Annotated in this window: 17 protein-coding genes; 4 read left to right on the top strand and 13 right to left on the bottom strand. The window is 66.6% G+C overall.

Annotated elements, in window-relative coordinates; translation table 11 throughout:
- Window positions 1–36: 36 nt before the first annotated feature.
- From AC5P7I_RS03285 to AC5P7I_RS03255, 7 genes are all read right to left on the bottom strand, one after another.
- Entirely contained in the window at window positions 37–1389 is a 1353-nt protein-coding gene (locus tag AC5P7I_RS03285; RefSeq protein WP_014648489.1) for a sensor histidine kinase, read from the bottom strand.
- Complete coding sequence (locus tag AC5P7I_RS03280) at window positions 1386–2732, bottom strand: sigma-54-dependent transcriptional regulator (protein ID WP_014648488.1); 1347 nt, start codon at window positions 2730–2732, stop codon at window positions 1386–1388. Before AC5P7I_RS03280 ends, AC5P7I_RS03285 begins: the two co-directional genes overlap by 4 nt.
- A 121-nt stretch (window positions 2733–2853) precedes the next feature.
- Complete coding sequence (locus AC5P7I_RS03275) at window positions 2854–3225, bottom strand: PDZ domain-containing protein (protein ID WP_014648487.1); 372 nt, start codon at window positions 3223–3225, stop codon at window positions 2854–2856.
- 16 nt (window positions 3226–3241) lie between these two features.
- Complete coding sequence (locus tag AC5P7I_RS03270) at window positions 3242–4456, bottom strand: ABC transporter permease (RefSeq protein ID WP_014648486.1); 1215 nt, start codon at window positions 4454–4456, stop codon at window positions 3242–3244.
- 21 nt (window positions 4457–4477) lie between these two features.
- Window positions 4478–5779: an ABC transporter permease gene (locus AC5P7I_RS03265; protein WP_014648485.1), complete on the bottom strand. Its 1302-nt coding sequence runs from the start codon at window positions 5777–5779 to the stop codon at window positions 4478–4480.
- 10 nt (window positions 5780–5789) lie between these two features.
- Complete coding sequence (locus AC5P7I_RS03260) at window positions 5790–6515, bottom strand: ABC transporter ATP-binding protein (RefSeq protein ID WP_262087860.1); 726 nt, start codon at window positions 6513–6515, stop codon at window positions 5790–5792.
- A gap of 35 nt (window positions 6516–6550) precedes the next feature.
- Window positions 6551–7828 carry an efflux RND transporter periplasmic adaptor subunit gene (locus AC5P7I_RS03255; protein WP_014648483.1) on the bottom strand — a complete coding sequence of 426 codons (1278 nt, stop codon included), beginning with the start codon at window positions 7826–7828 and terminating at the stop codon, window positions 6551–6553.
- Between the two features lie 203 nt (window positions 7829–8031).
- Here AC5P7I_RS03255 and glmS point away from each other — a divergent pair, with 203 nt between their 5' ends.
- Window positions 8032–9870, top strand: a complete 1839-nt coding sequence (glmS, locus tag AC5P7I_RS03250; protein WP_014648482.1) for a glutamine--fructose-6-phosphate transaminase (isomerizing) — start codon at window positions 8032–8034, stop codon at window positions 9868–9870.
- Window positions 9871–10315: 445 nt separating this feature from the next.
- Window positions 10316–10747: a CBS domain-containing protein gene (locus tag AC5P7I_RS03245; RefSeq protein ID WP_014648481.1), complete on the top strand. Its 432-nt coding sequence runs from the start codon at window positions 10316–10318 to the stop codon at window positions 10745–10747.
- Window positions 10748–10814: 67 nt separating this feature from the next.
- Here AC5P7I_RS03245 and AC5P7I_RS03240 read toward each other — a convergent pair whose 3' ends face one another.
- Together AC5P7I_RS03240 and gloA are read right to left on the bottom strand one after the other, a co-directional pair.
- Window positions 10815–11243 (bottom strand): VOC family protein, encoded by a 429-nt coding sequence (locus AC5P7I_RS03240; protein WP_041863842.1) that lies wholly within the window; start codon window positions 11241–11243, stop codon window positions 10815–10817.
- Between the two features lie 90 nt (window positions 11244–11333).
- Window positions 11334–11849, bottom strand: a complete 516-nt coding sequence (gene gloA, locus AC5P7I_RS03235) for a lactoylglutathione lyase (protein ID WP_014648479.1) — start codon at window positions 11847–11849, stop codon at window positions 11334–11336.
- 125 nt (window positions 11850–11974) lie between these two features.
- Between gloA and AC5P7I_RS03230 the strand changes: the two genes are divergently transcribed.
- Window positions 11975–13087 carry a PLP-dependent cysteine synthase family protein gene (locus tag AC5P7I_RS03230; RefSeq protein ID WP_014038552.1) on the top strand — a complete coding sequence of 371 codons (1113 nt, stop codon included), beginning with the start codon at window positions 11975–11977 and terminating at the stop codon, window positions 13085–13087.
- A 138-nt stretch (window positions 13088–13225) separates the two neighbouring features.
- Here AC5P7I_RS03230 and AC5P7I_RS03225 read toward each other — a convergent pair whose 3' ends face one another.
- The gene (locus AC5P7I_RS03225) at window positions 13226–13630 is read right to left on the bottom strand and encodes a hypothetical protein (protein ID WP_014648478.1); all 405 of its coding nucleotides are present in this window, start codon (window positions 13628–13630) and stop codon (window positions 13226–13228) included.
- A gap of 170 nt (window positions 13631–13800) precedes the next feature.
- On the opposite strand from AC5P7I_RS03225, the gene AC5P7I_RS03220 reads away from it, so the two are divergent.
- The gene (locus tag AC5P7I_RS03220; protein ID WP_262087861.1) at window positions 13801–15831 is read left to right on the top strand and encodes a M3 family metallopeptidase; all 2031 of its coding nucleotides are present in this window, start codon (window positions 13801–13803) and stop codon (window positions 15829–15831) included.
- Window positions 15832–15901: 70 nt separating this feature from the next.
- On the opposite strand, the gene AC5P7I_RS03215 is transcribed toward AC5P7I_RS03220, so the two are convergent.
- From AC5P7I_RS03215 to AC5P7I_RS03205, 3 genes are all read right to left on the bottom strand, one after another.
- Complete coding sequence (locus AC5P7I_RS03215) at window positions 15902–16705, bottom strand: SDR family oxidoreductase (RefSeq protein WP_262087862.1); 804 nt, start codon at window positions 16703–16705, stop codon at window positions 15902–15904.
- Entirely contained in the window at window positions 16702–17268 is a 567-nt protein-coding gene (locus tag AC5P7I_RS03210) for a DUF1415 domain-containing protein (protein WP_049406028.1), read from the bottom strand. Before AC5P7I_RS03210 ends, AC5P7I_RS03215 begins: the two co-directional genes overlap by 4 nt.
- A gap of 101 nt (window positions 17269–17369) precedes the next feature.
- Complete coding sequence (locus AC5P7I_RS03205; protein ID WP_006471121.1) at window positions 17370–17852, bottom strand: YajQ family cyclic di-GMP-binding protein; 483 nt, start codon at window positions 17850–17852, stop codon at window positions 17370–17372.
- Between the last annotated feature and the right edge of the window lie 121 nt (window positions 17853–17973).

The raw sequence follows: 17973 nt of genomic DNA, 5'->3' as shown, positions 1-17973 counted from the left end.
ATCCGCGCATGGCGTGGAGCTACCCGATCGGCCCGCTCAACCCACCGGCAACAGGATCGACACGCACAACCCGCCATCGCCGCGGTTCTGCAGCGACACGCGGCCACCGTGCGCTTCCACGATCTCGCGCGTCAGTGCCAACCCCAGGCCGGTGCCGTTGCGCTTGGTCGAATAGAACGGCATCAAGGCGTTCTGCAGCACCTGCTCGTTCATGCCCTTGCCGCGATCCAGTACGTCCAGGCGCAGCCATTGCGGCAGCCGCGTGAGTTGCACCTGTACGTCATCGTTGGGCGGATCGGCCTCGGCGCAGGCTTCATGCGCGTTCTTCAGAAGATTCAGCAATGCCTGCCCGAACTGCGCGATGTCGATGCGGCTGCTCAGGTCCTCGTCCGGCTCGCGTTCCATGGTGAACGGGATCTGCTGGCGCAGGCTGGACAGGAACGGCGCCCAGTGCACGGTCTGCAGTTGCGGCTGCGGCAGCTTTGCGAAGCGTGCATAGCCACGGATGAAGCCTTCCAGGTGGCGTGCGCGGTCCTCGATGGTGGTGAAGATCTCCGGCAACCGGTCGAAGCGTTCGCGCTGCACCAGCACGCCACCGGAGTGGGCCAGCGAGGCGATCGGTGCCAGTGAGTTGTTGAGCTCGTGGCTGATCACCCGGATCACCTTCTTCCACGTCTGCACTTCCTGGCGGCGCAGTTCGGCGGTGAGCAGGCGTACCAGCAGCAGGTCGTGCGGACGTCCGTTGAGCTGGAAGGCGCGGCGCGACAGGTGGTAGACCTGCTCGTCATCCTCGTCGCCGTCCTCGCCCTCGGCATGCACCGCGAACAGGCTGTCGCCGCCGCGGGCGATGGCATCGCGCAGCTCTACCGGCACCTGTTCCAGCACCTCTTCCAGACGCTGGCCTTCCAGCTTCCAGCCGCCATGCAGCAGCTTGCGCGCAGCCAGGTTGGAGAACACCACGCGGGCGATGCCATCGCCGCCGGAGGCAATCAGCAGCATGGCCACCGGCGTGTTCTGCACCATGGTGTCCAGCAGCAGTTCGCGCTGCACCAGGCCCTGCCGCTGTTCGCGCAGCACATCGCCCAGCTCGCGGTGCGCCTGCACCAGGTCGCCCAGTTCGTCGTTGCCCGGCCAGTACACGCCGAAGTTGTACTCGCCGTCGCGGTAGCTGCTGGTGGTGCCGGACAGTGCACGCATCAGCGAGCGCACCGGTGCGGTGGCACGGCGCAGGGTCCACCACATCAACGCCAGCAGGATCACGGCCGACGCCGTGGTCACCACCCAGCCATGGTTCATCCAGTACGCCAGCAGCCACGGCAGCGCAGCGGCCAGCGCCAGCACCGGCAGCAGGCGCAGGAACAGGCGGAAGGTGAACGAGCGCCGTTTCATTCGCGTGGGATGCCGTGGCGGTCCATGCGCCGGTACAGGGCCTGGCGGCTCAGGCCGAGTTCGGCAGCCGCCTGGGCGATGACGCCGTGGTTGCGTGCCAGCACGTCCTCGATGCGCTCACGGTCGGGATCGTTGCCAGCGCTCGGTGCAGGTCGTGGCGCCGGTGCGGTGCGCGGCAGGTTCAGGTCGGCCACCTCGATGCGGTTGCCGGTCGCCAGCAGTTCGGCACGCTGGATCACGTTGCGCAGTTCGCGCACGTTGCCCGGCCACGGGTGCCGTTGCAGGGCGGCGCTGGCGGCACTGGACAGCGGCTTGCCGGCCGTCAGGAAACGCTCGGCCAGTGGCACGATGTCGCCCGCGCGCTCGGCCAACGGCGGTAGTACCAGTTCCACTGTATTGAGGCGGTAGTAGAGATCTTCGCGGAACGTGCCGTCGCGGATCATCGCCGGCAGGTCGGCATTGGTCGCGCTGACCACGCGGACTTTGACCTGGCGTTCGCGATTGGAACCCAGGCGCTCGAAGCGGCCGGTTTCCAGCACACGCAACAGCTTCATCTGCCCGCCCAGCGACAGGTTGCCGATCTCATCCAGGAACAGCGTGCCTCCGTCGGCGGCTTCGAACTTGCCCTCGCGTGCCTTGTTGGCGCCGGTGTAGGCGCCGGCCTCGGCACCGAACAGTTCGGCCTCGATCAGCTCCGACGGCAACGCGCCGCAGTTGACCGTGATGAACGGGCCCTTGGCCACCAGTGAATTGGCCTGGATGATCTGCGCGATCTTCTCCTTGCCGGCACCATTGGGACCGGTGATCAGCACCGGCAGCTCGGAGCGCGCGACCTGGCAGGCCAGGGCGATGACGCGCTCGCTGGCCGGATCGGCGAAGACCGCACCGCACAGGTCGTACTTTTCTTCCAGCGCATTGCGCTGGCGCAGCTCACGGCTGCGGCGGCGGTCCAGTTCGCGCCGCGCCTCGGACAGCTCCAGCAGGTTGTTGACCGTGGTCAGCAGCTTGCGGTCGTCCCAGGGCTTGGCCAGGTAGTCGGCGGCGCCGGCCTTGACCAGGTCCACCGCGCTGCTCAGGTGGGTCCAGGCGGTCAGCAGGATCACCGGCAGGTCCGGGTGGCGTGCGCGGATCTGTGCGAACAGCGCTTCGCCCTCCTCGCCGGAGGTGGTGTCCTCGCTGAAGTTCATGTCCTGGATCACCAGGTCGACCGGCTGCGACTCGAGCAGGGCCAGCCCCTCGGCCGGGCTCTGCGCCTGCAGGGTGTCGATGTCGTGCAGGGAGAACAGCACGTCCAGTGCGGTGCCCACACTGGCGTTGTCGTCGATGATCAGGATCGAAGGCATCAAGCGGTTCTGCAGAAAGGGATGGGCGGCGCCGATGGAGCCGTGTTCGTGTCCATACGCCGGGAGAGCCCGGCGCCACCCATCAAGCATAGCCAAACCCGTAGCCGTCGGGGCGGCGGGCTCAGCGTCGGGGCGGCGGCGGTGGCGGTGCTGGCGGAGGCGGAGCGACCAGCGCCCTGCGCCAGGCAGCGGCGTCCACCGCGACCGTCAGTTCCTGCCTGTCGCGCTGCAGCAGAAGATAGGCCCTGGCGGCGCTTGAACGCCGCAGGGCCTCGGCAAGATGCTCGATCCTGCGTACGGTGGTGTCATCCACCCGCAGGATGCGATCGCCGCTGCGCACGCCGAAGCGGGCTTCCGGGCCGGCGGCTTCCACGCGCACCTGGCCTTCGCTCGAACGCAATGCCAGGCGCGCATCGTCCTGGCGCCACTCCAGTGTCTGCGAGCTGCCACCGCCGGCCAGTGCCGGCAGTGGCAGGAGCATCATCATCAGCATCCAGCGGATACGCATCTCATGCGCCCCGCGTGGCAACCGCAGGCGGTACCGCTGCCGCGCGCCGGGCCGGCCCGAACACCGCGATCTGGCCAAGCACCCACAGCAGCAGTGCGCCCAGCGGCAGGTAGTGCAGCGGCATGCGCGGCAGCTCGTACATGTTCATCAGTGCCAGGTTGATCGCATAGGCGGCCAGCATGCCCAGCACGATGCCCAGCGTGGCCAGCAGGAAGTTCTCGGTCTGGAAGTAGCGCAGGATCTGCCCACGCGTCGCGCCGAGCGCGCGACGGATACCAATCTGCTTGCTGCGCTGCTGCACCCAGAAGCTGGCCAGGCCGATGATGCCCAGTGCGGTGACCACCAGCAGCGAGATGCACACCGTGATCAGCAGCCCGACCATGGCCCTGTCGTTCTTGAAGTAGTCATTGCGCTGCGCCTCATAGGTCAGCTTCTCGCGCACCAGCCGGTTGGGGTCGTTGCGTTCAAGCGCGGCGATCGCGCCCTTGAGTACTTCCTCGCGCCGTTCCGGAGCGGTGCGCAGGACGTACGGGCCCTGGGTGAAATCGGTCCGCACAGGCAGCACCATCGACAGCGTGGTGTTGTTGTTGTAATCGGTGGGCGTGGCCAATGACGCGACAATACCCACCACGTGCAGTGGCTGCTTGCCCATGTAGAACGTCTTGCCCAGTGCGTTCTCGCCGGGGTACAGCCTGTCGGCGAGCGTGCGGCTGATGATCACCGAGGAGGCGGTATTGGTGGAGGCGTTCTTCTGTGCATCCTCGACGTTGCTGTATTCACTGGGCTGGAAGTCGCGGCCGGCGGTCAGCTGCAGTCCAAGCGTGGACAGTCCACCTTCGCCGAACATGTACATGGTGACGAAGGCGGTCGGACGTTCCTGTTCCTGCTTCAGCGAAACGCTGGTATTGGAGGAGTTCGGGCGGAACGGCAGCTGGTTGACCTTCGCGGCGGCGGTGACCCCGGGAACGGCGCGCAGGGCGGACAGGTCCTCCTGGGTGCGGGCCTGGCCATTGGTCTGCTTGCCGATGCCGCTGACCCGGACGAACACCAGCTCGTTCTCGGCCAGGCCGCTGGTCTGGCTGATCCGTTCAACGCGCTGGGTGACCAGGAACAGGGCATTGCAGACGATGGCGCAGGTCAGGGCGACTTCCAGCACGATCAGGGCGGCGGCTGTCTTGTGCCGGCGCAGGGTGCTGAGGATGGGGCGGATATCCATGGGAGGTCCTCGTACTCGTGCTTACTGCGACTTGAGCTGGATGGCCGGGGTAACCTGCATCGCGCGCCAGGCGGGCAGGAAACCAGCGGCGAGGCTGGCGAACAGGGTCAGGCCAATGGCCAGCAGCAGCATGCTGCCGTCCAGGTGGGCCAGGCTCGCGTAGTCCACGGGTTGCTGGCGCACCGCATACAGGCCGAGCAGGGCCAGGCCGATGCCGAGCACGCCGCCGGCAACGCCGATCGCACCGGCTTCAACCAGGCATTGCAGGAAGATCTGCCCACGGCTGGCACCGAGGGCGCGGCGCACGCCGATCTCGCCGCTGCGGCGCAGGAACTTCGCCAGCAGCAGGCCCACCGTGTTGACCAGGCAGACGCCGAGAAAGCCCAGTGCCAGCCACATCTGCAGGCGCACGTCGCTGGGCACGGCATTCTTGAACGTCAACCACTCCATCACCGGGCGCAGGCGCACGTTGGTAGGGCGCTCGAAACGGCCCGCTGCGCGCTGCTGGTCCGAGTAGTTGGCCAGGTAGCTGCGGTAGTCCTCGACCTTGGCCGGATCCAGCTCCACCCAGTACTGGATCCAGCTGCAGGGCGCGTTGATCGAGTTGCTGCTGCCATCCGGATTCTCGCCGAAGCAGTTCATGTTGCCGTTGCTGCCGAACTCCAGGTCCATCGCAGTGGAAAACGGCACCAGCAGGTCTTCATCCTTGCCGTAGTTGCCGGTGGTCAGATCGAAGAAGTGGGGTTCGGGATTCCACTTCTTCATCACGCCGATCACCCGCAGTGAATGGCCACTCAGGCGGATCTCGCGACCGGTGCTGTCGGCACCCTGGAACAGCTTGTCGTTGATCGCTTTCGACAGCACCACCACCCGGCTGCGATTGTCATCATCGCTGCTGTTCCAGGCACGCCCGTACTGCATCGGCACGTCGAACATCGGGAAGAAATCGGCCGACGTCCAGCGCGTATCCACCGAGAACGGCTTGAGCGTGCTGAGCTCCGGTTCCACCGTGCCGCCGCCCGCGCTCATCATCGCCTGGCGGATGCCGCGCTTCTCGCGCAGCAGGGTCTCGGCGTCGCGCCGTGTCATCTGTTCCTCAGGCTCCTCACCCGGGGTATAGCCGCCGCGCGGGCGCGGATCGACCTGCACGTAGAACAGCTGGTCGCTCTTGCCGGGAATCGGGTCGCCGGACAGCACGTGGAACACCGTCAGCGTGGTCATCGAGGCACCGATGCCGAGCGCGATGGCGACCACCATCAGTGCGGTCAGGATCTTGTTGCGGCGGAAGCTGCGTACCGCCAATCGGGTGTAGTAGGCGAACATGGGAGTGCCCTCACTCGTTGACGGCAACGACGTGGCGCGGCGGGGCAGCCAGCACCGGTTCGCGCACCAGGTCGGTCACCTGGCCATCGACGATGTGCACGTTGCGCTGCGCGCGCGCGGCCAGTTCCGGGTCGTGGGTGACCATCACGATGGTGGTGCCGGCGGCATTGATCTCCTCCAGCAGTTCCATCACGCCGCGGGCCATCTGCGTATCCAGGTTGCCGGTCGGTTCGTCGGCCAGCAGCAGGCGCGGGCTGCCGGCCAGCGCACGCGCGATCGCCGCACGCTGCTGCTGGCCGCCGGACAGTTCGTTCGGGTAGTGCTTCATGCGTGAGCCCAGGCCGACCTGGGTGAGCGCCTTCTCGATGCGTTCGCGGCGCTCGTTGGCACTCATCTTCCGGTAGCGCAGCGGCACGTCGACGTTGTCGAACAGGTTCAGGTCGGGAATCAGGTTGAAGCCCTGGAAGATGAAGCCGATCTTCTGGTTGCGCAGGCGGCTGCGGGCGTCATCGCCAAGCGTGCTCACGTCCTGGCCGTCAAGCAGGTAGGTGCCGCTGGTGAAGGTTTCCAGCAGGCCGGCGATGTTGAGGAAGGTGGTCTTGCCGGAGCCGGACGGGCCGGTGACCGCGACGAACTCGCCTTCCTTGACCTGCAGTTCCAGCGAGCGCAACGCGTGGGTTTCCACCTGTTCGGTGCGGAAGACCTTGGCGACCGAACGCATTTCGAGCATGTACATGGGGTGTCCTCTCTCCAGGATTCAGGTATCAGGTATCAGTTGACGGAGACGCGTTCGGCGTCCTTGAACAGGTCGCTGCCGGAGACCACGATGCGGTCGCCCGGCTGCACACCCGACTTGATTTCCACTTCGCCCAGGCTGCTGACGCCCAGTTCCACCGGACGCCGCACCGCGGTGCGGCCATCCATCACGTAGGCCACGCCATTGCCCTGTTCGACGAACGGGCCGCGCTCGACCTTCAGCACGTCCTTGCGGGTATCGAGCAGCACGCGCACCGACATCCGCTGGCTCTGGCGCAGGCCTTCCGGCTGCGCGCTGGCGAAGCGCACGCGGGCGTTGACCTCGCCGTTGACCACTTCCGGCGACACCGCGCTGATCTCGCCCGGGAACGGCTTGCCATTGCCGCCGGTCAGCTGCGCCGGCATGCCGATCGCCAGGTCGCGGGCGAAGCTCTCCGGCACCTTGATCTCGACCTCGAACTTGGACAGGTCGACCACGCCCAGCACCGGCGCGTTGGCAGCCAGGTTGGTGGACTGGACCGCCTGCACCTGGCCGACCTGGCCGTCAAACGGTGCGCGCAGGGTCAGTGCGTCGACCTGGCGCTGCACTTCGGCCACCACGGCCTTCTGGCGGTCGGCCAGCAGGCGCTTGTTGCGGGCATCCAGGTCGGCGCCCTGGCTCTGCAGGCGCGCATCGGTGGTGGCGTTGGCCAGGGTGATGTCGGCCTTCTTCAGCGAGTCCTTGGCCTTGGCCAGGTCGATCTGTGGCACCGCACCGCCGTCGTAGCCGCGCTGGAAGCGCTGCAGGTCGCGGTCGGCGGCCTGGCGCTCGATGGTGGCCTGGTCGGTTTCCTTGCGCGACTTGGCGCGGGCCAGGGTGGCGTCCAGCGCGGCACGGCTGGCCTCGGCTTCCAGGCCGGCCAGGGTGGCCTGTTCCTGGGCCAGCTTGCTGCGCAGTTCCGGGCTGTCGATGACCGCCAGTTCCTGGCCCTTCTTGACCACGTCACCGGCGACCACTTTCAGGTCCACGGTGCCGGCCGAGATGGCGTACAGGATCGGGCTGTTGGCGGCGATCACCCGGCCGTCGGCGGCGATGTCGCGGACCAGGTCGCCGCGCTTCACTTCGGCGATGCGCACCCGGCTGCTGTCGAAGGAGCGGCTGGCATTGGACCAGGCATGCACGGCCCAGCCGATGCCGGCCAGCAGCACGATGGCGCCCAGCGCCGGCCAGCGGTAACGCTGCCAGTTGGCGCGGGTGGCGCCGGCCGGGGCGGAGGAAACGATCTGGTCCTGTGCGGAAGTGTCGCGGATCATCGGGTGCGTGCCTGACGGTGGTAGCCAGTACCAAGCACGTAGCGTGCCAACTTTATTTCCTTTCAGTTCAACAGGTTGGGCGGGCCGCTGGAGTGTCCGGGTGTCCGCGGACACCTTTCCGGACACTTTCATTAAGCGGACAGGAGGGGGAAGCCGGACACGCGGGCTAGAATGCGCCGATCGTCTTCAAGGAAACGCGTGACATGTGTGGAATCGTGGGTGCAATCGCCGATCGCGACGTGGTGCCGGTGCTGATCGAAGGCCTGAAGCGGCTTGAGTACCGTGGTTACGACTCCTCGGGCATCGCGGTGATCGATCACGCCGAGCGCCCCGAAGTACGTCGTGTCCGCCGCACCGGTCGCGTGTCGGAAATGGCCACGGCGGCCGAGGCCGAAGGGTTCAATGCGGTGCTGGGTATCGGCCACACCCGCTGGGCCACCCACGGCGGCGTCACCGAGGCCAACGCGCATCCGCACATCAGCCACGGCGTGGCGCTGGTGCACAACGGCATCATCGAGAACCACGAAGAGCAGCGCGAGAAGCTGCGCGCGCTGGGCTACACCTTCGAGTCGCAGACCGACACCGAAGTCATCGCGCACCTGATCCATCATCACCTGAAAGGCGGCGATGACCTGCTGGTGGCGCTGCAGCACACGGTGAAGGAGCTGACCGGCGCCTACGCGCTGGCCGTGGTCAGCCGCGCCGAGCCGGAGCGCTTCGTCTGCGCGCGCATGGGCTGCCCGCTGCTGGTGGGCCTGGGCGAGGGCGAGAACTTCGTCGCCTCCGACGTCTCGGCGGTGATCTCGGCCACCCGCAAGGTGATCTTCCTGGAAGAGGGCGACACCGCCGAGATCCGTCGCGATGGCGTGCGCATCTTCGATGAGCATGACCGGCCGGTCGAGCGCGATGTGCACCTGTCCGACGTGTCGCTGGCATCGCTGGAGCTTGGCCCGTACCGCCACTTCATGCAGAAGGAAATCCACGAGCAGCCGCGCGCGCTGGGCGACACCATCGAGGCGGCGATCGACGCCGGTGGTTTCCCGGCCGAGCTGTTCGGCAAGAATGCCGAAGCGGTGCTGTCGGGCATCGAGGGTGTGCAGATCATTGCCTGCGGCACCAGCTACTACGCCGGCCTGACCGCGCGCTACTGGATCGAGGCCATCGCCGGCCTGCCGTGCAGCGTGGAGATTGCCAGCGAGTACCGCTACCGGGCCGCGTATGCCAACCCGAAGCACCTGATCGTCACCATCTCCCAGTCCGGCGAAACGCTGGATACGATGGAGGCGCTGAAGTACGCCAAGGCGCTTGGCCACAAGCACACGCTGTCGATCTGCAACGTGCCGGAAAGCGCGATTCCGCGCGCCAGCGAGCTGGTCTGCTACACCCGCGCGGGCGCGGAGATCGGCGTAGCTTCGACCAAGGCCTTCACCACCCAGCTGGCCGCGCTGTTCCAGTTGACCGTGGTGCTGGGCAAGCTGCATGGCCGCATCGACGCGGCGCAGGAAGCGGATTACCTGGAGCAGCTGCGCTTCCTGCCGGGCAGCGTGCAGCACGCACTGAATCTGGAACCGCAGATCGCGGCGTGGGCCGAACGCTTCGCGCGCAAGTCCAATGCGCTGTTCCTGGGCCGTGGCCTGCATTACCCGATCGCGCTGGAAGGCTCGCTCAAGCTCAAGGAGATTTCCTACATCCACGCCGAGGCCTACCCGGCGGGCGAGCTGAAGCACGGCCCGCTGGCGCTGGTGGACGAGGACATGCCGGTGGTGGTGATTGCCCCCAATGACAGCCTGCTGGAGAAGGTGAAGTCGAACATGCAGGAAGTGCGCGCCCGTGGTGGCGAGCTGTTCGTGTTCGCCGACCAGGACAGCAACTTCAATGAGTCCGAAGGCGTGCACGTGATCCGCACGCCGCGCCATGCCGGCGTGCTCAGCCCGATCGTGCACACCATTCCGGTGCAGCTGCTGGCCTACCACACCGCGCTGGCACGCGGCACCGACGTGGACAAGCCGCGCAACCTGGCCAAGAGCGTGACGGTGGAGTAACACTCCCGGATCCGTTGAATGCTGCATGCGAAAGGGGCCGGCGTGGCCCCTTTCGTTTGCGTCGGTAGCGGTGCCAAGTGGGACAGCCGCCGGGTGTTCTGTCCGCCGTCGGCAGCAGGCAATCATTCTTTAATGCGTGGCATCGGCTGTATTCAGCGGCGGTTTCAGCCGCGGTGCCATTCTCTGGATCGTCGGTTGGTTCCCACGACGAACTGTCCTATCGATGCCGGTAGTGACCGATGGTCGCAGTCGTAGAATCGATTTGACCGAGGTCCGGGTTGAGCGGTTGAGCCCACCTCGTTCGCGTTGCAGCACATCGCCTGCCGATCCATTCCACGCGGCGGCCGGGTGCGCCAGACGTGCGCTGAAAGGTCTGTTCCCGGGGAGGGGGCGTATCGGAAGAGCACACTTTTTTGACTTCAGTGACCTGCACCAGGAAACAAGAATGAACGTCCGCGAACTCCTGCAATCCAAGAAAGAAGCTGTCATCACCATCGACGCCGAAGACACCATCGGTGCCGCCGCCCACAAGATGAGCGCGAACAGGATCGCTGCGCTGGTGGTGATGAAGGACGATGCCCCGGTCGGCATCATTTCCGAGAAGGACATCGTGCGTACCCTGGCCGACGACGGCCCGCAGGCCGGCCGCCGGGTGATCTCCAGCCTGCCGTCCACCGGCCTGGAAGGCATTGCGCCGGACGCGACGCTGAAGCAGGCCATGTCGTTGATGACGTACTCGCGGCGCCGTCATCTGATGGTGACCGACGGCAACCAGCTGGTCGGCATCCTCAGCCTGGGCGATATCGTGAAGAACCTGCTGGGCGAGCTGGAACTGGAAAAGGCCGTGCTTCAGGACATCTACATGGCCGCCCACTGAGGGCTGCAGCGCTGGAAGCAGGGAAGCCGGGCATTGCCCGGCTTCTTCGTTCACGGCTTCGGTGATATCAGAACGTGACCTTTACCGAGTCGGCGCTGTAGTTCGCCGGACCGTGATAGACCACTTCGATGTTGTTGCCGTCCGGGTCGAGCACGAAGGCGCCGTAGTAGCCCGGGTGGTAGGGGCGTTCGCCCGGCGCGCCGTTATCGGTGCCGCCGGCGGCGATCGCGGCGGTATGGAAGGCATCGACGGTGGCGCTGTCGCGGGCCTGGAAGGCCAGATGGTGCCGGCCGGTCAGCTGGCCGGCGGCGGCCTCGCTGCTGGCGCTGGAAATGAACAGCTCATCGGCCCAGAAGTAATCATCGCCTTCGCCGGCGATCGGGATGCCGATGGTGTCGAACACCGCCTGGTAGAAGCGGCGGCTGGCCACCAGGTCACGCACCACCAGCTGGATGTGGTCGATCAGGCGGCCGCGGTGCAGTTCCATCGTTTCCATACGAACCTCGCAAAAAAGGGGACGGAGGGGATTAAGTCGCTTCCGGCCAATAGTGCCAGAAACGACTTAATCCCCTCCGTCCCCTTTTTGTCAGTTGGCGATGATTTCGACCCAGTAGCCGTCCGGGTCCTTGATGAAGGCCAGATTCTTCATGCGGCCGTCGGTCAGGCGTTTCTGGAAGGTCACGCCGAGGTCCTCGAAGCGCTGGCAGGCGGCCTCGATGTCCGGCACCGACACGCAGATGTGGCCGAAGCCGCGCGGGTCGCTGTTACCGTCGTGGTACACCGCACCGGCCTGGGTTTCGGTACCGTGGTTGTGGGTCAGTTCCAGCACGCCCGGCAGGCCGGCCATCCACAGGCGGCGCTGGCTGTCGTCTTCTGGCACCACTGCGCCGGCCGGCACGTAGGCCAGGAAGTACAGGCTGAACTGGGCGTCCGGGAAGTCGCGCTTGTCGATCAGCTGGTAACCCAGCACGCGGGTGTAGAAGTCCAGCGAGGCGGTGATGTCCTTCACCCGCAGCATGGTGTGGTTGAACACGAAGCCGCTGGTTTCGGCCGGGGCCTGGGCGGCGACGCCGGGGACATCGCGCAGGGCGGGAATGGTCATGGGGGAGGTCCTTCAGACGGGGCCGTTGCCGGCCGGATGGCGCCATTCTACCGGCCCGCACCTGACGGCACCGCGACGTACAATGGCCGGATCGCACCGTTCCGTCCTGATAACGATTGCCCGCCATGTCGCAGCGTGAATGGGTGGCCGCCGCCATCCGCAAGATCGAAGCCGATTTCAACCGTTCCGCCGATACCCATCTGATCCCGCTGGCGCTGCCCGGGTTCGAGGGCATCGACCTGTACCTGAAGGACGAGTCGAGCCATCCCACCGGCAGCCTCAAGCACCGGCTGGCGCGCTCGCTGTTCCTGTACGCGCTGGCCAACGGTTGGTTGCGCGAGGGCCGGCCAGTGATCGAGGCCTCCAGTGGCTCGACCGCCGTGTCCGAAGCCTATTTCGCGCGCCTGCTGGGCCTGCCGTTCATTGCGGTGATCCCGGCCACCACCTCGCCGGAAAAGATCGCGGCGATCGAGTTCCATGGGGGCCGCTGCCACCTGGTCGAGCGCGCCTGCGACCTCAACTGTGATTCGGAAAAGCTGGCCCGCGAAACCGGCGGCCACTTCATGGACCAGTTCACCTATGCCGAGCGGGCGACCGACTGGCGTGCCAACAACAACATCGCCGAATCCATCTTCAAGCAGATGGCCGAAGAGCCCAGCCCGGTTCCGGAATGGATCGTGTGCAGCCCGGGTACCGGCGGTACCGCCGCCACGCTGGGCCGTTATGTCAGCTACCGCCGGCATGACACCCGCATCCTGTGCGCGGACCCGGAAGTGTCGGTGTTCTTCGACGGCTACAAGGCTGCCGTGGCCGGTGAACAGGACTGGCGTGGACTGACCTGTAGCGGTGGCTCGCGCGTGGAAGGCATCGGCCGGCCACGGGTGGAGCCGAGTTTCATCCCGACCAGTGTCGATGCGATGGTGAAGGTGCCCGATGCGCTGAGCCTGGCCGCGATGCGCCATGTCAGCCGCCAGCTCGGCCGCCGTGTCGGTGGCTCCACCGGCACCAACTTCATCGGCGTGCTGCAGGCCGCGCAATGGATGCGTGAGGCGGGCCACCAGGGCAGCATCGTCAGCATCCTGTGCGACAGTGGCGAGCGCTATGCGCAGAGCTATTACGACCCGGCGTGGTATGGGCGACAGGGAATCGATGTCGACGGCGCCGATGCGCAGCTGGCGGCGGCGGTGGCCGGGCAGGGGTTGCCCGAACTGCCGTGGTGCAGCCTGGAAGCGTTGTAACGCGGCAACGCACGGCCGGCTGTGCATCGGCTGGGTAGCGTCTACTGTTGGTCGACCGCTCCACGTTCAGGTCGCCAGAATCCCGCGCTGCGCGCGAAAGTCGACCCACAGTCGACTCCACCCGGTCGCCGGGGCGTCTCAATACCCCGCTGCGGTGAACGCATCCAGCACCGCGTCGCGCAGCGCATCAGGCAACGCCTCGATGTCCATCGCGCGGTCATCCAGGTGCAGGCTGGGGTCCAGGATGCTGGCGCGTCCCTGGGCCAATGCCTGCAGCCACAGCAGCACGCAGATCACGAACTCGCGCTCGTGGCCCAGCTGCAACTGGCTGGCGCCGCGCTCGATCACCTCGAACGGGTACCACTCCTGGGCATCGTTGAACGTGCCGCCCTGCTGCAATACCGCCTGCAGCTGCTCCAAATGGCGGGGGGCGTCGTCGCCGGCATCGCACAGCGCGGCGATCCAGGCCAGTTCTGCCGGGCTGGCGGACAGCGCCAGCGAGCGCGCCGGTGAGATGGATGCCACTGCAGCCAGACCTTCCATGTAGGGCCTCGTTCGGTAAGTACCGCTGCGGACTCCCCCGCAGCCAGAGCTTCGGTGCGCGGCCGTCAGGCCGACGTGAACGCCGGCGCATGCCCCCTTGTCAGCCGCGCCTGTCAGCGCCATATCTGGGAAGCTGCCCGCCCGCCGGGCCCGTTCCCTGGAGATCTGCCGTGACCGTTGCCAACCCCCTGCTCGACTTTTCCGGACTGCCGCGCTTTGACGCGATCCGCCCCGAGCACGTCGCGCCGGCGCTGGATGTGCTGCTGGCCGAGGCCGAAGCTGCCGTCAGCGCAGCCGAGCGGGTGCAGCCGGTGCGTTGGGACACCTTCGTCACCCCGCTGGATGACGCCACCGAGCGCCTGTGGCGTGCCTGGGGCCTGGTCGGCCACCTGCAGGGGGTGGTCAACACCCCGGAACTGCGTGAGGCCTACAACGGCAACCTGCCGCGGGTGACCCGTCTCGCCAGCGCGCTGGGCCAGAACCTGGCGCTGTATCGCCAGTACCAGGCACTGGCCGCCAGCCCGGAGGCGGCGCATTTCAATGAAGCCCAGCGCAAGGTGCTGGACAACACGCTGCGTGACTTCCGCCTGGGCGGTGCCGAGCTGGCACCTGAGGCGCAGCAGCGCTTTGCGGCGATCAAGGAGGAACTGTCGGCGCTGTCGGCGAAGTTCTCGCAGAACGTGCTCGACGCCACCGATGCATGGTCGCTGTACATCGAGGACGAAGCGCGACTGCTGGGCCTGCCGGAAGACGTGAAGGCTGTCGCGCGCGCTGCGGCAGAGAAGGACGGCAGGACCGGCTGGAAACTGACCCTGCAGATGCCGTGCTACCTGCCGGTGCAGACCTGGGGTGAAGACCGCGACCTGCGCGAGATCCTGTACCGTGCCAGCGCGCAGCGTGCATCGGAGTTCGGCGATGACGCGCTGGACAACAGTGGCAACATCGACCGTATCCTTGCCCTGCGCGCCGAACTGGCCGCGTTGCTCGGCTTCGATTCGTACGGCCATTACTCGGTGGCGACCAAGATGGCGCAGGATCCGGCCGAAGTGCTGGGTTTCCTGCGTGACCTTGCCGCGCGAGCCAAGCCGTTCGCGGCCAAGGACCGCGCCGAGCTGGAGCAGTTCGCACGCGAGCAGCTGGGCATCGATGCCCTGCAGGCCTGGGACCTGGCGTTCGCCGCCGACCGCCTGAAGCAGGCGCGTTACAGCTATTCCGAGCAGGAAGTGAAGCAGTATTTCACCGAACCGAAGGTACTGGGCGGCCTGTTCTCGGTGATCGAGCAGCTGTATGGCCTGCATGTGCAGGAAGACAGCGCACCGGTGTGGCACGAAGACGTGCGCTTCTTCCGCCTGGTCGATGCGCAGGGCGCGCTGGTCGGCCAGTTCTACCTGGACCTGTACGCACGCGAGGGCAAGCGCGGCGGTGCGTGGATGGACGATTGCCGCAACCGTCGCGTGCGTGGCGACGGCAGCGTGCAGACGCCACTGGTCTACCTGGTGTGCAACTTTGGCCGGGGCGCCAACGGCAGGCCGGCGACCTTCAGCCACAATGAAGTGACCACGCTGTTCCATGAGATGGGCCACGGCCTGCACCAGCTGCTGACCCGCATCGGCGAACTGGGCGTGGCCGGCATCAACGGCGTGGAATGGGACGCGGTGGAGCTGCCCAGCCAGTTCATGGAGAACTTCTGCTGGGAATGGGACCACCTACAGGGCATGACCGCGCACGTGGACAGTGGCGAGCCGCTGCCGCGCGCGCTGTACGAGCGCATGCTGGCTGCGCGCAATTTCCATAGCGGCATGGCCACGGTGCGCCAGCTGGAGTTCGGCCTGTTCGACATGCTGCTGCACAGCCAGTTCGAACCGGCGCAGGACAGCGTGCTGGCACTGCTGGACCGAGTGCGCGCGGAAGTGGCCGTGAACCACCCGCCGGTCTGGAACCGCTTCCCGCACCAGTTCAGCCACATCTTCGCCGGTGGTTACGCCGCGGGTTACTACAGCTACAAGTGGGCCGAAGTGCTCAGCGCCGATGCCTACGCCGCGTTCGAGGAAGCGCCGCAGGCACTGGCTGAAACCGGTGCACGCTTCCGCGATGAGATCCTGTCGCGTGGTGGCAGCCGCCCGGCGGCGGAGAACTTCAAGGCCTTCCGCGGCCGCGCGCCGCAGATCGACGCGCTGCTGCGGCACTCGGGCATGGCGTAAGCGAAAAAAGGGGACGGAGGGGATTAAGTCGTTTGTGCACAAACGACTTAATCCCCTCCGTCCCCTTTTTCTATTCGGCGTAGATCATCTTCCGGGTCATGCCGCCGTCGACGATGAAGTCCTGGCCGGTGCTGAAGCCGGACAGCGACGACAGCAGGTACACCGCCAGCGCGCCGATGTCCTCGGGGCGGCCGACCCGGCCGACCGGGTGCTGTGCCTGGTCGATGGCGGAGTACTCCGGTGCGTGTCGCCGCGAGGGAGCCTGCCAGGCCGTGGTGCCGATCCAGCCCGGACTGATGCTGTTGACCCGCACCGTTGGGCCGGCACTGATCGCCAGCGCATGGGTGAACGCCACCAGCCCGCCTTTGGCCGCAGCATAGGCCTCGCTGTGCGCTTCGGATTGCCAGGCGCGGGTCGAGGCGATGTTGATGATTGCGCCGGCGGCGCTGGCCGTCAGCGCCGGTAGTGCGTGCTTGCTGCACAGGAAGGCACCGTGCAGCGAGGACAGGCGGCGCTGCCACTCGTCCCAGTCCATGTCCTGCAGCTGCGTGCCATGCGGTCCGGCGATGCCCGCGTTGTTGACCAGCCCGTCGATATGGCTGAAACGCCGCAGGGCCACGGCGATGAAGTCGCGCACGCTGGTTTCGTCGGTGATGTCCAGCCGCTGGAATGCGGCCTCGCCACTACGCTGCCATTCCGCCAGGCACGCCTCGCCGGCCTCCACGTCCAGGTCGCCGATCAGCACGCGTCCGCCGGCACCGAGCACGGCCTGTGCGATGCCACGGCCGATGCCGTTGGCGCCGCCGGTGACCAGCACCACCTTGCCCGACAGCGGCGCGGCCGGCCATGCGGCAATCGGCGGCACCGTGCTCACGTCAGGTCTTCGCCACGCAGGCGGCGATGCCAGCCGTCCACGCCGATGCGGTCCAGGGTCTGGATGTTGCGCTCGACGATCACGTCCGGGTCCGGATAGACATCCACTGCGCGCGCCACGCTGTCTTCGCGCAGCAGGTGCAGGGTGGGGAAGGGCGCGCGATTGGTGTAGTTGCTGGCGTCGTCCGCTGCCACGCCGTCGAACTGGTAGTCCGGGTGGAAGCTGGCCACCTGCAGGATGCCCTGCAGGTCCAGTGCCTCGATCGCGGCGTCGGCGTTGTCGAGGAAATCGTTGTAGTCGAGGAAGTCCGTCAGCACCTGCGGATGCACGATCAGCGTGGTATCGATCTGCTCGGCCGGCGTATCGCGCAACAGCACCAGTTCCTCGGCCAGCTGCTCAACCAGCGCTTCCGGCGTGGTCGCATCACTGAGCACGATGCGGACCTGGTCCTTCACATACACCGCCTTGGCGAACGGGCACAGATTCAGGCCGATGACGATGCGCTCCAGCCACAGGCGGGTGGCAGCGATCGGGTCATCGGTGGGCAGGGGGGAATCGGTCATGGCGGGCACGTCGGCTGGCGGGGCCGCCATTGTAGGCGCGTCGCTGGCAACGCGCCGTCGTGCCTGCCGCTGGCAGCGCCGGGGCAGGCCCGGCGGATGCCTCAGTCGCGGAAGTTGTTGAACTGCAGCGGCAGCTCGAACTTGCCGGCCTTGAGCACGGCGATGGCGTCCTGCAGGTCGTCGCGCTTCTTGCCCTGCACGCGCAGCTTGTCGCCGTTGATCTGGCTTTCCACCTTCAGCTTGGCATCCTTCAGCGCCGCCGCGATCTTCTTGGCGATCTTCTGCTCGATGCCCTGCTTGACGGTGATCTTCTGCCGGGCCTGGGCCAGGTTGGTCTCGATGTCGCCGAACTCCAGGCTGAGCACGTCGATGCCGCGTGCGGCCAGGCGAGCACGCAGGATGTCGTTCATCTGCTTGAGCTGGAATTCGGTCGGCGCGGTCTGGTTGATGACATCGCCGTCGCGCTCGAACTTTGCGTCCACGCCCTTGAAGTCGAAGCGGGTGGCCAGTTCGCGGTTGGCCTGGTCGATGGCGTTGGTCAGCTCGTGGGTGTCGACTTCGGACACGACGTCGAAGGAAGGCATGGGCGGTGCTCCGCAGGTTTCAGTGGCGATCATTCTATCGCGAGGGCCCGCATGCCCGCCCTTTGTAGCGCCGAGCCCACGCTCGGCGCCTTTGTGAAGAGCAGCCGAGCGTGGGCTCGGC

The sequence above is a fragment of the Stenotrophomonas sp. YJH_SMC_138 genome (assembly GCF_059369855.1).
Note: the sequence above shows the minus strand (reverse complement) of the source record. Positions and strands in the feature narration are given on the sequence as shown.